Source organism: Acuticoccus sp. MNP-M23 (assembly GCF_031195445.1).
Classification (GTDB): Bacteria; Pseudomonadota; Alphaproteobacteria; order Rhizobiales; family Amorphaceae; genus Acuticoccus.
In genome coordinates this window covers 48218-62606 of the sequence record NZ_CP133480.1, presented here as the reverse complement: position 1 = coordinate 62606, position 14389 = coordinate 48218, and the positions used below count along the sequence as shown (strand labels likewise).

General features: G+C 66.2%; 10 protein-coding genes. 9 read left to right on the top strand and 1 reads right to left on the bottom strand.

Going from position 1 to position 14389, the window contains the following annotated elements:
* Both RDV64_RS00275 and RDV64_RS00270 read left to right on the top strand, forming a co-directional pair.
* Complete coding sequence (locus RDV64_RS00275) at nucleotides 1–483, top strand: hypothetical protein (protein WP_309197292.1); 483 nt, start codon at nucleotides 1–3, stop codon at nucleotides 481–483.
* A gap of 111 nt (nucleotides 484–594) precedes the next feature.
* Nucleotides 595–1902 carry a homoserine dehydrogenase gene (locus tag RDV64_RS00270; protein ID WP_309197291.1) on the top strand — a complete coding sequence of 436 codons (1308 nt, stop codon included), beginning with the start codon at nucleotides 595–597 and terminating at the stop codon, nucleotides 1900–1902.
* 167 nt (nucleotides 1903–2069) lie between these two features.
* Here the strand turns inward: RDV64_RS00270 and RDV64_RS00265 are convergent, their stop codons facing one another.
* Nucleotides 2070–3230, bottom strand: coding sequence for an MFS transporter (locus RDV64_RS00265; RefSeq protein ID WP_309197290.1), 1161 nt, complete (start codon nucleotides 3228–3230; stop codon nucleotides 2070–2072).
* 133 nt (nucleotides 3231–3363) lie between these two features.
* Here RDV64_RS00265 and glpX point away from each other — a divergent pair, with 133 nt between their 5' ends.
* From glpX to RDV64_RS00230, 7 genes are all read left to right on the top strand, one after another.
* Nucleotides 3364–4353 (top strand): class II fructose-bisphosphatase, encoded by a 990-nt coding sequence (gene glpX / locus RDV64_RS00260; protein ID WP_309197289.1) that lies wholly within the window; start codon nucleotides 3364–3366, stop codon nucleotides 4351–4353.
* A complete protein-coding gene (locus RDV64_RS00255) occupies nucleotides 4350–5075 on the top strand; it encodes a DUF2459 domain-containing protein (protein WP_309197288.1) in 726 nt (241 codons plus the stop codon). Before glpX ends, RDV64_RS00255 begins: the two co-directional genes overlap by 4 nt.
* Nucleotides 5076–5142: 67 nt before the next feature.
* Nucleotides 5143–6942: a single-stranded-DNA-specific exonuclease RecJ gene (recJ, locus tag RDV64_RS00250; protein WP_309197287.1), complete on the top strand. Its 1800-nt coding sequence runs from the start codon at nucleotides 5143–5145 to the stop codon at nucleotides 6940–6942.
* A 290-nt stretch (nucleotides 6943–7232) separates the two neighbouring features.
* Nucleotides 7233–8480 carry an efflux RND transporter periplasmic adaptor subunit gene (locus RDV64_RS00245; RefSeq protein ID WP_309197286.1) on the top strand — a complete coding sequence of 416 codons (1248 nt, stop codon included), beginning with the start codon at nucleotides 7233–7235 and terminating at the stop codon, nucleotides 8478–8480.
* Nucleotides 8477–11656, top strand: coding sequence for a multidrug efflux RND transporter permease subunit (locus RDV64_RS00240; protein ID WP_309197285.1), 3180 nt, complete (start codon nucleotides 8477–8479; stop codon nucleotides 11654–11656). Before RDV64_RS00245 ends, RDV64_RS00240 begins: the two co-directional genes overlap by 4 nt.
* 226 nt (nucleotides 11657–11882) lie before the next feature.
* Nucleotides 11883–12731 (top strand): N-acyl homoserine lactonase family protein, encoded by an 849-nt coding sequence (locus RDV64_RS00235; protein WP_309197284.1) that lies wholly within the window; start codon nucleotides 11883–11885, stop codon nucleotides 12729–12731.
* A 3-nt stretch (nucleotides 12732–12734) separates the two neighbouring features.
* Complete coding sequence (locus tag RDV64_RS00230; protein ID WP_309197283.1) at nucleotides 12735–14324, top strand: isochorismatase family protein; 1590 nt, start codon at nucleotides 12735–12737, stop codon at nucleotides 14322–14324.
* The last annotated feature ends 65 nt before the right edge of the window (nucleotides 14325–14389 follow it).

The following is a 14389-nucleotide window of genomic DNA, read 5'->3' as shown; positions in this document are numbered from 1 at the left end:
ATGAGCGACGACAAGCGCGCCGCCTTCACCGCGGCCATGACGACCCTCGCCGGCGATGATCTTGCCGGCGCAATGGCGTCCGCCGTGGCGGACGCCAGCGATGCCGAGGCGGCCGGTGGCGCCGGCCTCTACTGGGCGATCTCCGAAATCTGCGACAACGCCGACCGGATCGTCTTCTTCGACTGGAAGGTGAGCGGAGACGATTTCGTCTGGCAGCTCCGCCGCCTCGCGCTCGCCCATGATGTGCCTCCGCTCGGCCCGAAGGCCGCCGACGCCGCCGCGGCCCGGATCGACAAGGCAACACCCGACTGCCTCGACGAAATGTCTGCTATCGGCACGGCGCTGTTCGGCGCCGAGGGCAAGGTCTTCGTCTGGGTCGAGACCGACGCCGACGCCCACGCCATGGGCGCCCTCGCACCGGAGGAGGCCGCGCGCCTTGCTGGCAGCCGGTTTTGCGACGGCAGTTCCATCACGCGGCCCTGACGGTGCCGGCGCCGCTGCGGCGGTCTTTCTCGGCATCGGTGCTGGCCTTCCAGGGCGGAATGCGGTTTGTGTCGCCAAACCAGATCCGTTCCGTGACTTGAGAAGGTGCCCGTGACCGAAACGCTCAAAATTGCCATCGCCGGCCTCGGCACTGTCGGCGCGTCCACCATTGCGCTTCTCCAGGCCGAGCCCACCCACGGTGGCTCAGGGCGCAACATCGAGCTTGTCGCCGTTTCCGCCCGCGACAAGACGCGCGACCGCGGCGTCGACCTGTCCGGCGCCAAATGGTTCGACGATCCGGTCGAGATGGCACGCACCGCGGCGGCTGACGTCTTCGTCGAGCTGATCGGCGGCGCTGACGGGGCAGCGCTGGATGCGGTCGAGGCCGCCCTTGGCGCGGGCAAGGCGGTGGTGACGGCGAACAAGGCGCTTCTGGCCGCTCACGGGATGAAGCTGGCGGCGCTGGCCGAAGCCAACAACGTGCCGCTGCTGTTCGAGGCTGCGGTGGCGGGCGGCATCCCCGCAATCCGCACCGTGCGCGACAGCCTTGCCGGCATTCCCATCGCATCGGTGCTCGGCATCATGAACGGCACCTGCAACTACATCCTCACCGAGATGGAGCGTGGCGGCCGCTCGTTCGACGATTGCCTCGCCGAAGCCCAGCGTCTCGGCTACGCCGAGGCCGATCCGACCTTCGACGTGGATGGCTTCGATACCGCTCACAAGCTCGCGATCCTCTCGTCGATCGCCTTCACCACCGCCATCGATTCGGATGCCGTGCTGGTGGAGGGCATCCGCCGGATCGAGCCGGCCGACCTTGAAGCTGCCGAAGAACTCGGCTTCCGCATCAAGCTTCTCGGCATTGCGACGATGACGGAGGAGGGCGTCGACCAGCGCGTCCATCCCACCATGGTGCCGCGTGGTTCGGCCCTCGCGGAGACCGCCGGCGTTCTCAACGCGGTTTCGATCCGCGGGCCGGCCTTTGGCGAGCTGGTGCTGTCCGGCCCCGGCGCGGGCGGCATGGCCACCGCGTCTGCCGTGGTGTCGGACCTGACGGACCTTGCGCGGGGCCTCGCACCAAGCCCCCTTGGCCGCCCGTCGGCAACGCTGTCGCCGTTCCGCAAGGCGGCGGCTGCCGGCCACAAGGGTGCGTTCTACGTGCGCCTGCCGATTGCGGACCGGGCGGGGGCGTTTGCGGCGCTCGCCAGCCGGATGGCGGCGGAGGGGATCTCGCTGGAGCAGATCGTCCAGAAGACGCCGCACCGGCCGGAAGACCAGCCGGCCCTCAGCGATCAGACCGTGATTCTGGTGACCTATCCGACCACGGAAGCTGCCCTCGGCCGTGCGCTGAAAGCCATCGAGGAAGATGGCATCATCGTGCGCGCCCCGCACATCATCCCGATCGCGCACAGCAACTGACGGGCGGGCATTACAAGGGGGCGACGCGTTTCGCGGCCCCTCTAGAATTTGGCGCGCCGTGTTTCTCGAAGGCTGACAGCCAGGTCCTGAGGCCGTCATCCAGCGCAGCGCAATCGGGTGTCTGGATCGTGAGCCGGCCGCGACGGCAGCGCGGCTGAGATGGCCGGTCAGTCGGCGAGCTTCAGAGCGGAGGCGAGGAGCGCGCCGATCAGCGCCAGCGGGATCAGCATTGCGAGTGCGATGGGAAGGCTGAAGGCGTCCGCCAGGAAGCCGATGGCGGCGGGCCCGAACAGAAAGCCCGCATAGCCGAGCGTCACCGCCGAGGCCATCGAAGGCCCCGGTGCGCGGCCCGGAATGCGCCCTGCGGCCCGGAATACCGCGGGGAAGACGCCCGCAATGCCGAGGCCAACGGCGGCAAACCCAAGATAGATCGACCAGCTCGGGCCGCTGAGCGACACGATCAGCCCGGCAGCCGCCAGGATCAGCCCGTAGCGCACGACGGCGGCAGGGCCGACCCGCTCCGACAGCACATCGCCGAAGAGGCGCGAGACGAACATCGCCCCGGCAAAGAAACCATATGCCGTGGCCGCCGCAACAGTGCCCAGATGCAGCGCATCCTCGACGAAGACGGCAATCCAGTCGTTCATGGCCCCTTCGACGATGGCGCCGCAAAGGCAGATGAGGCCGAACAGCAACAGCGGCCCGCGCGGCCAGGCGAAGGACGGCTGGTCGGGGTCTTCCAGTGCCGCGTCGGCCGCAAGGCTGCCGCGGACGAGAAAGAGCCCGGCGGCCAGCACCGCCCCCACCAGCGCGAGGTGGATGGCGACGGGCGTGTCCGAGGCGGAGAAAATGCCGGCGGGCACGGTGCCGGCGAACAGCCCGAGGCTGAACATGGCGTGGGCGAACGACATGATCCGCTGCCCGGTCGCGCCTTCCACGGCGTTGGCCTGCGCATTCATCGAAACGTCCATCGCGCCGTTGCCTGCGCCTGCCAGAAAAAGCGCAGCGGCCAGCGTCAGCGCACCGGGCGCAAGGCCGACAAGCCAGAATGAGAGCAAGAACACCATCCCGGCGGCAACGCTCATCCGCGCGCTGCCAAGGCGGGAGACCAGTGCCCCGGCCAGCGGCATCGCGATGATGCCGCCCACCGCCATGGCGGTGATTGCAAGGCCGAGCATCCCGTCCGAAAGGCCGAGCGTTTCCTTGACCGTCGGGATCCGCACCACCCAGTTTGCAAACATGCATCCGTTGGCGGCAAACACGAAGCCGACCGCAAGAGCGGCCGGGTTGCGGCCGATGGCGCCGAAGCGCGCGACGAGGGTGCTCATGACGGGACTGCCGTGCTGTTGGGGAATGCCGGGGTCGATGTCTTGCCGTTTGCTGGTCATTACGGCTGCACTATGGTTGCTTTGGGAGCAGCCACCGGCCAGAACGGTGTGCGAGAGCTGGAGATAACAGACGATGCCGCAGGACAGAACACCCAAAGGCGCGCTTGATCGCGTTCTCACCATCGAGGTGATGCGCGTGACAGAACGCGCTGCCGTCTCCGCGGCCCGCATGCGCGGACGGGGCGATGAGCGGGCCGCGGATCAGGCGGCCGTGGATGCCATGCGGCGCGAGCTCAACCGCCTTGCCATCGAAGGCATCGTCGTGATCGGCGAAGGTGAGCGCGACGAAGCCCCGATGCTGTATATCGGCGAGGCCGTCGGCGCCGGTGGCCAGCGCGTCGACATCGCGCTCGACCCGCTTGAAGGCACCACCCTTTGCGCCAAGGACATGCCCAACTCGCTGGCAACCCTGGCGCTGGCCTCCGGCGGTTCGCTCCTCAATGCGCCGGACGTTTACATGGAGAAGGTCGCTGTCGGCCCGGGCTTCCCGGACGGCTTCATCGACCTCGACATGCCGGCCGACGAGATGATTCGCCGGGTCGCCAAGGAAAAGGGCGTGTCCGAGCGTGAAGTGACGGCCTGCGTGCTGGACCGGCCGCGCCATGCCGAGCTGATCGAGACCATCCGCAAGACCGGCGCTGCAATCCGGCTGATCGGCGACGGTGACATCCAGGGCATCATCCACACCACGGAGCCGATGGAGACGGGCATCGACATCTACATCGGGTCCGGCGGTGCACCCGAAGGCGTTCTGGCGTCTGCGGCGCTCCGCTGCACGGGCGGCCAGATGCAGGGCCGGCTCATCCTGAAGACGGACGAGCACAAGGCCCGCGCCACCCGCATGGGCATCACCGACTACGAGCGGATCTACACCCACGAGGACATGGCCAAGGGCGACGTGTATTTCTCCGCCACCGGCGTGACCGACGGCGCGCTTTGTCAGGGCGTCAAATTTTATCCGGGCTACATCACCACCGAGACCATCGTCATGCGCTCGTCCACGGGCACGGTGCGGACCATCAAGGCCAAGCACATCGACTACAGCAAGTTCCTGCTCGATTGATCGGCAAACTCCGCTTCCTGGCGGAGGGGATCGCGCTGACGATCGGCGCGATGGCCGCCATTCTCGGACTGTACATGGCCCTCGTCGCCGGCGGTGCATTGCTGCGCACGGCCGGTGACGGGCTTCCCCACACACGCCTGATCCACATCTACTCCACGCCGGTCCACGCCGAAATCATCCTGCCGATGGCGGATGATGTGGCCGACTGGCGTCACCTTGCCAGCGCAGGCGGTCTGCGCGGGACGCCCGCGGAAAACGAGGCGCTGGCGGCCAACGCCACGCACGTCTCGATCGGCTGGGGCGCCGAGAGCTTCTACAGGAACGTCCACCAGCTGTCCGATATCGGCCTGGACGATGTGCTCGACGGGATATGGGATGACAGCCTTCTTCATGTCAGCTTCCTGAATAAACCGGACGTCATCCCCGGCGTCATGGCCATCGGGCTGTCGGAGCCGGGCTACCGCAACCTGGTGGCTGCGGTCGAGGCCGAGTTTGTGCGCAAGAATGGCAAGGTGGTTGCGGCGCCCGGCGAGAGCTACGGCACCAACGATGCCTTTTTTGATGCGGTCGACAGCTACTCCCCGCTCGAAACCTGCAATGAATGGGTGGGTGACATGCTTGAAGTTGCGGGCGTGGTCGTCGGCCGCTTCACGCCATTTTCCAAAACGCTCATCTTCTCCATCAGTGTTGGCGACAGGGTTGGGGACGAATTGGGAAATTAAGGCATTTTTTACCAAATGGCGGCGGAAATGGGCGAAATTGGCGCGTCTTTACCGGAGAGAGCCCGCCTTGGCCGACCCAGAAGAGTGCGATCGCACCGCCGTCCTTGCCGTCGAACGGTCTATGACCGGGCGAAGCTGGGTCCGTCGTCTGGCCCCGGCGGAAGAGCGCACGGCGCTCGCGCTGGCGCAGCGGCACGGGCTGCCTCACGTTGTGGCGAGCGTCCTGGCGGGCCGCGGGATGACCACGGAAAACGCCGAGACCGAGCTGGCGCCCACAATGCGCGCCCTGATGCCGGACCCATCCACATTGACCGATTGCGATGCGCTGGTGGCCCGTCTGGCCGATGCGGTGACCGCCGCTGAACCCGTTGCGATCTTCTCGGACTATGACGTCGACGGCGCCACCGCGGCCGCCGTGGTTGCGCGCGTGCTGCGGGCCTACGGGAGAGAGCCGCGGGTGATGATCCCGGACCGGGTCAGCGATGGCTACGGCCCTTCGGTGGCACTGATGGAGACACTCGTTGCCGATGGCGCCCGCGTCGTCCTGTGCCTCGACTGCGGGTCCGGCGCCATCGAGCCGGTCGCGGCGGCAAAGGCTGCGGGGGCCGATGTTCTGGTGATCGATCACCACCCGGTGGACACCCTTGCGGCGGCCGATGCCGTCGTGAACCCCAACCGCGCCGATGACCTGTCGGGGCTTGGCCATTGCGCTGCGGTGGGCGTGGCGTTCGTCGCCATGGTCGGGCTCGTGCGCGAGCTGAAGCGGCGCGGCGTTGCGGCACCGGACGGACCGCCTGACCTGATGGCGCTTCTGGATTGCGTGGCGCTGGGGACCGTGGCCGACGTGGTGCCGCTGTCCGGCCTCAACCGCGCCTTCGTGCGCACGGGCCTTCAGACATTCCGCCGGCGCGGCAACCGCGGGCTTGCGGCGCTGGTGACAGTGGCAAGGCTCGGGGGGCCGGTGGATGCCGAGCACCTTGGCTACGTCCTCGGCCCGCGGATCAACGCCGGCGGACGCATTGGCGATTCCGGGCTGGGCGCGCGCCTCCTGCTCACCGAGAACGACGCCGAAGCCGAGGAAATCGCCGCAACGCTCGATGGCCTGAACGCCGACCGCCGCGCCATGGAGCGCAGGGCGCTGGAAGAGGCCGTGGCGATGGCCGACGAAAGTGCGCCGGTGGTGGTTGTGGCCGGGGACTGGCATCCCGGCGTGGTGGGCCTTGTTGCCGCGCGGCTGAAGGAGCGGACCCGCCATCCCGCCATCGCCATTGCGCTGGGGGACGGGCAGGGCGTCGGCTCCGGTCGCTCGATGCCGGGCGTCGATCTTGGTGCGGCAATTCGCAAGGCAGCGGCGGACGGGCTGCTTGTGAAGGGGGGTGGCCACCCCATGGCTGCCGGGTTGACGGTGGAGATCGACAAGATCCCGGACCTCACGTCGTTTCTGACGGCAGCGCTCGGCGAAAGCGTGGCCGAAGCGGCAGCGGCCGACCAGCTCAAAATCGACGCCGTGGTGGGGCTGCGCGCGCTGGACGTAACCCTGGCCCAGACGCTTGAGGCGCACGGGCCCTGGGGGTCCAGCCGCCCCAAGCCGGTTCTCGCGCTGGACGATGTGGTGCTGGAGCGGGTGCAGCCGGTGGGGCAGGGGGACAGCTTGCGGTTGACCTTGCGTTCGCTGTGCGGTGCGCGGGCGACGGCCATGGCGTTCCGCGCCGGCGGCCCGCTCGGCGCCCGCCTCAAGGCAAGTGCCGGCGAGGCGGTGCACCTTGCCGTGGAGCTTTCCCACGGCGTGTTCCGCGGGGAGGACAGGGCCGAGATTATCGTGCTCGACGCCGCCGCAGCCAACACCGCCATGCAACGCGCCGCCTGATTGCCGAGGCAGGCCCGCCCGCGGCGTGACCATCGGCGCTGCCGGTGAACGTGCCGGGCTTTGCGCCGCAAATGACAGCGTCTCGATGGATCGTTACGGGTTCGCGACATATCCGGCGCAAGTTGTCCGCCGCCTTGGGTTGCCAACTTCGGATTGCCAAGTCAGTGTGCAGTCTGAAATGCGTGGGGTGCCTTCATTTGAAGCCACTGCCTGCGCATTCGCCTTTCACACGTGATTGACAGAGCCGCCACATGAAAAATTCTCCAAAGCCTGCGAACGCTCGGGGCTCCATGAGATGGCGGCTCGCCTGCCTTGTTGCAGCAGGTCTCACGGTAGGTGTGCTGCCGGCAGGCGCGGCCTTCGCGCAGGATTCATCGGCATCGGCCCCGCCGCCCTCGGTCGTGGTCGCCTCGGTCAAGGAAGAGACCGTCTCCAAGAGCGATGAGTTCGTGGGCAGGATCGTGGCGATCCAGTCCGTAGACCTGGTGTCCCGTGTCGAAGGCTTCCTTGAAAAGCTGAACTTCGATCAGGGCAAGCTCGTCAAAGAAGGCGACGTCATGGTCGCCATCGAGAAGGACCAGTATCAGGCGCAACTGGCCGCCGCGCAGGGACAGCTTGCAGCGGCACAGGCGCAGGTTGCAGCCGCGAAGGCACAGGTCAAGAATGCCAACTTCGTGCTGCAACGGCAGCTGACGCTGCTGAAGAAGGGCGATGTCAGCCAGGCCAAGGCAGACGATGCGGAAGCGTCGCGCGACGTGGCGCAGGCGCAGCAGCAGCAGGCAGAAGCTGCGGTGGCACAGGCAAAGGCCCAGATCCAGACCGCGCAGATCAACCTCTCCTACACCGACATCAAGGCGCCCATCAGCGGCCAGATCGGTGCAACCTCGGTCACTGTCGGCAACCTTGTCTCGGCGCAGACCGGCACCATCGCAACCATCGTCCAGCTGGACCCGATCCGTGTTGCCTTCTCCATTCCCGAAACGCTTTACACGACCTTGTCCGAGCAAAATGGCGGCTCTGCCGATATGGCCGGCAAGGACGATTTCTTCACGCCCGAGCTGACCCTGTCCAACGGCACCAAATATGGCAGCGACGGCAAGATCAGCTTTGCGAGCAACCAGATCAGCGCGGCCACCGGCTCGCTGGTGATTTATGCGGACTTCCCCAATCCCAAGGGAATGTTGCTTCCGGGCTCCTTCGTGTCGGTGAACGTGAAGGAGACCAAGGGCTCGAAGCTGCCCGTGGTGCCGGCCTCCGCCGTGTTGCAGGACCGCGACGGACGGTACGTGTTTGTGGTCAACGACAAGAACCAGGCCGAAACCCGCCGCATCGAGACCGGGGCTCAGTTCGAGAATGGATTTCCGGTCACCAAGGGCCTGACGTCCGGTGAAACGGTGATCGTTCAGGGGCTGCAGAAGGTGCGCGCCGGGATCACGGTCACCCCGACGCCGATGCCCGCGTCTTCTGCGGCGGCGACCGGCGCAGCAACGCCCACAAGCGTTGCCTCATCCACCAACACGGCAAGCACCACCAAATGATTTCGAAGGTCTTCGTCGAACGGCCGCGCCTCGCGATCGTCATTTCGCTTGTCCTGACCATCGCGGGTGCGCTGGCGCTCTTCTCGCTCCCCGTTTCCCAATATCCGGACATCACACCGCCGGTGGTCCAGGTCACCGCGTCCTACCCCGGTGCCGACTCCGAAACCATTGCCGAAACGGTTGGCGGGCCCATCGAGAAGCAGGTCAACGGCGTCGAGAACATGACGTACATGTCGTCGACCTCGTCGTCGGCGGGCACGTATACCCTCAGCGTCACCTTCGACATCGGCACCGATACCGATATCGCCCAGGTCAACACGCAGAACCGCGTGTCCCAGGCGCTCGCCCAGCTGCCGCAGATCGTCCAGAACCTCGGTGTGACGACGCAGGCCCAGTCCACCAACATGCTGGGCGTGATCAACGTCTATTCGCCGGACGACACGTTCGATCCGATCTACATCTCCAACTACACCACCATCAACGTGCGCGATCCGCTTTCGCGGGTCGAAGGTGTCGGCAGCGCGACGCTTCTGGGCGCGCTCGATTATTCGATGCGGATCTGGCTGGACCCGATCAAGCTCGCCGCGCTCAACCTTTCCACCGATGACATCACCTCTGCGATCAAGGCGCAGAACATCCAGGCCTCGCTCGGCACCATCGGCGGCCCGCCGATCTCCGATTCCCAGCAGGTGCAGTACACCATCACCGGCCAGGGCCAGCTCGACCGGCCCGAGGCGTTCGGCAACATCATCGTTGCCACCGGTGCCGACGGTGCGATCGTCCGCCTGCGCGACGTCGCCCGGATCGACCTTGGCGCGCAGACCTATGCGGCCAACTCCAAGCTCAACGGCAAGCCTGCCGCAACGGTCGCGCTTTATCAGGCGCCGGGCGCCAACGCGCTGGCGGTGATGACCGCCATCGAGGCGCAGATGGAGCAGATCGCGACGCGCTTCCCCGATGGCATGGACTACGACGTGGTCTACGACTCGACGCGCTTCGTCGCCGCGTCGATCGACGAGATCAAGATGACGCTCGCCATCACGGCCGTGATCGTGATGCTCGTTACCTACGTCTTCCTCGGCAATCTGCGCGCAATCATCATTCCGGCGGCGACCATTCCGGTTTCGCTGATCGGCGTGTTCATCATCCTCGCGGCGTTCGGGTTTTCTGCCAACACCATCAGCCTCTTCGCGGTGGTGCTCGCCATCGGCATTGTCGTGGACGATGCGATCGTGGTGGTCGAGAACGTGACCCGAATAATGGAGGAGGAGGGGCTGGACCGGCGTGAAGCGACGCTGGAAGCCATGCGCCAGGTCCAGGGGCCGATCATCTCCACCACGCTGGTGCTGTTCGCCCTGTTCGGTCCGGTGGCCTTCTTCCCCGGCATTACCGGCGAGCTGTTCCGCCAGTTTGCGGTCACCATCTGCGCGTCGGTGTTCCTGTCCGCCATCAACGCACTCACGCTGTCGCCGGCCATCTGCGCGCTGGTGCTGCAGCCGAACACCAAGAAGATCCTGCCGCTCGCCATCTTCGACAAGGTGCTCGACAAAATCCGGTTCGGCTATGTCGGCACGGTCGGGTTCGTCGCCCGCCGTTCGCTGATTGCCGGCATTGCGGTGCTCGTCGCGGGCCTTGCCTCCGGTGTGCTCCTCGGCCGCCTGCCGGCAGCGTTCCTCCCCAACGAAGACCAGGGCGTGCTGTTCGTCGATGTATCGCTCCCTTCCGCGTCGTCATTGCCGCGGGCCGAAGCGGTGATGACCAAGGTAACGGACGTTGCGCGTGCGCAGCCGGGTGTCGCCAACGTGATCACGGTGGCAGGCTACAGCCTCCTGACCGGCGCGCCGGACTCGGGGTCCGGCCTCGCGGTGATCGTCCTCCACCCATGGGATGAGCGGACCACGCCCGAACTCGGCCTGAAGGCGATCTACGGCGCCCTGTCGCAGAAGTTCGCGGCCATTCCGGAAGCCAATATCTTCCCGTTCCCGCCGCCAGCGATTCCGGGTCTCGGTTCTGCGGCCGGCTTCGACTATCAGCTCCAGGGGCTGAGCGGGCAGACCCCGCAGGACATGGACCAGACGCTGCGCTCCCTTCTGGTGGAGGCCAACGCGGACCCGCGCATCGCCAGGGCCTATTCGAGCTATTCGGCGGACGTGCCGCAGATCTACCTCGATATCGACCGCGAGAAGGCCGAGAGCCTCAACGTGCCGATCTCCAACCTTTACGGCACGCTGCAAGCCCAGCTCGGCTCGCAATACGTCAACGATTTCACCTATCTGGGACGTGTGTTCCAGGTGAACGTTCAGGCTGATGCACCATTTCGCAAGAGCGTCGAGGATCTGAACAAGATCTACGTCCGCTCGACAGACGGCAACATGGTCCCGGTGTCGACGCTGGTCCGCCCGCGCTTCGTTCTCGGGCCGAACCTCTCCTACCGCTACAACCAGTTCATCTCGGCCTCGGTCAACGGCAGTGCGGCGCCCGGCTATTCTGACGGGCAGGCGATGCAGGCGATGACCGAAATCTCGGCCAAGGTGCTGCCGCCGGGCTATGGTTTCGCGTGGTCGGGCATGTCCTTCCAGTCGCAGGGGCAGGGCAACACGCTGGGCATTCTCCTCGGCCTGTCGATCCTGTTCGGCTACCTTTTCCTGGTGGGCCTTTACGAAAGCTGGATGAACCCGTTTGCGGTGCTGACCTCGATCACGGTCGCGGCGCTGGGGGCCATCGGGACAATCACGTTCTTCGGCATCGCCAACAACGTCTACGTCCAGATCGGCCTGGTGCTGCTTGTGGGCCTTGCGGCGAAAAACGCGATCCTGATCGTGGAATTTGCCAAGGAAGCGCGCGAGGCCAACCACACCCGCGTGGAAGCGGCCCGCCAAGCAGCAGAGATGCGGTTCCGTGCGGTGCTGATGACCGCGTTCGCCTTCATCCTCGGCGTGGTTCCGCTGGTGACTGCCACCGGCGCCGGCGCCGCCTCACGTGTCGTCCTCGGCCTCACGGTGATGGGCGGCATGATTGCGGCAACGGTGATCGGCATCATCTTCATCCCCGGCCTTTACGTGATGTTCCAGTGGCTGGGCGATACGGTCAGCCGCAACAAGAACAACCCCGAGAAGGGCGGCGTCCACCCGGGTCCGCCGGGGTCAGCACCCCGCGCACCGGCCCCGGCGGAATAGCCGGCCTCCAGCGCGATCTGCCGCCGAGAGCACCAGAAAAACGCCGTCCTTCGGGTCGGCGTTTTTGCGTTGTGCGGACAAACGGGATGCCCGGCACCCCCCGCCACCGGCCGCGCTGGATACCGCATCGTCTCATTTTTGGGCGGAACCCGTGATGGATTGCGCTTTGCCCGTCTAGAACAGGGGGACGGGGCGCAAGACTTCGGCAGGAACGGACGGGGAAACCATGGCACTTGAAATCAAGCTGCTCGACTATGGCGACATCGAGCTGGAATCATCATTTCTGGTTCTTGGCCGCGATTGCGGCCGGACCCGCCGTGTGCCCGTCTACGGCTTCCTTATTCTGGGCGGCCAGTATCCGGTGGTGGTCGACACCGGCTACCGCGACAATGCGATCATGGAAACGCTCGGCATGCGCGGGCTCCAGTTCCACGAAAACATGATCGAGAACCAGCTTGCCCGCCACGGCGTGAAGGTCGGCGACGTGCGCTACGTCTGCCACACGCACCTCCACATCGACCATGCCGGCAAGGACGACCACTTTCCGATGAACACCACCGTCGTGCTGAACCGGCGCGAGATGGAACACTCGGTCTCTGGCCTGATGCATCCGCAATACCCCAAGCCCGACATCCAGCATCTGGTGGAGCGGCTTCACCACCCCGGCGCGCTGCGCTTCGAGGACACCGAGATCACCGGCGAGGTGGAGCTGATCCCCGGCGTCACGCTCGACTGGGCGGGCGCCCACACCGAAGGGTCCATGAACGTCCACGTGGAGACCGCCGAGGGCCGCGCGACCATCTGCGGCGACGTGATCTACGATTTCAACGACCAGATCGTGACACCGCTCAACGAGGTGAACGACCACGAGCCGCGCGTCACCGGCAACCACTCCTGCACCAAGCGGCAGGAGAAGGCGGCCATCAAGAAGCTGCTCAACTCGTCCAAATTCCTGCTGCCGATCCACGACAAGCCGGCCAAGATCGAAGGGGCAGCGGTGGTCGGACGTCTTGATATGGCAGTGCCGGGGCCGGTGACGCAGTCGGTTCCCCGCCGCAACTGGTTTCCGGTGTAGGCCATGGCGCACGACGCTGTCCGCCCCGCATTTCGCGAGCTGATTGACGAGCATGCGCCGGTGCGCCAGCTTGGCTCCGGCTTCACCTTCACCGAAGGGCCGATCTGGCACCCCGCCGACCAGTACCTGCTTTTCTCCGACATGCCGGGCGATGTGCGCCGCCGGTGGGACGGGGCGGGCGTTCGCGAGGTGATGAAGCCCGCCAACATGGGCAACGGCCTCACCTACGACCGCGACCTCAACCTCATTGTCTGCGAGCACGCCACCTCCGCGCTGGTGCGGCTGAAGCCCGATGGCACCCGTCAGGTGCTGGCCACCCATTTCGAGGGTCGCGAGCTGAACTCGCCCAACGATGTTTGCGTGCGCTCCGACGGATCGATCTATTTCTCCGACCCCTGGTACGGCCGGATGCCCGTATTCGGCGTGGAGCGGCCGCGGGAGCTCGGCTTCCAGGGGGTCTACCGTCTGGCGCCGGGGGGCGGTGAGCCGCAGCTGGTGGTGGACCGCTACCAGTTCACAATGCCCAACGGCCTCTGCTTCTCGCCGGACGAAAAGCTGTTCTACATCAACGACACCGAGCAGGCGAACATCCGCGTCTTCAACGTGGCGGCAGACGGATCGCTGTCCGGCGGACGGGTTTTCGCGTCCGGCATCAAGGACACGCTGAAAGCCGGCGTACCGGACGGGATGAAGTGCGACCAGCGCGGCAATGTTTGGGTGACGGCGCCGGGGGGCCTTTGGGTCTATGCGCCGGACGGACAGCTTCTGGGCAAGGTCGCAATCCCGGAGCTTGCGGCAAACCTTCATTGGGGCGGCGCGGACTGGCGCACGCTCTTCGTCTGCGCGTCCACCTCGCTTTATGCGGTCGACACCAAGGTCGGCCCCCGCAACGAGCCGTTCATGCGTGCTGATGCAGGCCCCCGCTCGGCGGCGACGGCATCGGCTGCCCCACCGCCCTCGCGCCCGAAGCCTTCAGCGACCAGCGACGGCCTGGAGCTCGACCCCGCCCGCTGCGCCCTCATCATCCAGGACATGCAGAACGACGTGGTGATGGACGGCGGCGCCTTCGCCGAATCCGGCTCCCCCCAGCACTGCCGCGAGCAGAACGCCATTCCCAACGCCGCAGCGCTGGCGGCACGGTGCCGCGAACTCGGCATCCCGGTGATCCACGTGTGGTTCCTGCTGCAGCCGGGCGCCCCCGGCCTGACGCTGAACTCGCCGCTGTTCGAGAACACCAAGGCCTCCGGCGCTCTGGTCGAAGGAACCTGGGGCGGCTCGCCCGTTGCGGGGCTGGAAGCACAGCCCGGCGACCATGTGGTCAAGAAGATGCGGATGAGCGCGTGGGAAGGGTCGAGCCTCGAGACGGTGCTGAAGGCGGAAGGCCGCGACATCATCATCGAGACAGGCGCGTGGACGAACATGAGCATCGAGCACACGGCAAGAACCGGCGCCGACAAGGGCTACCTCATGGTAATCCCGGAGGACGCTTGTTCCACCATGAACGCCGACTGGCACCGCGCCAGCATCGATTACGCCATGCAGAACGTGGCGGCAGTGACGACAACGGCACAGGTGCTGGCGGCGTTGCGCTGACAGCGGTTGTGGCGCGGCAGATGGCGCGCCATTGTCGCGCCGACGCCGCGCAATGACGCCCGCTT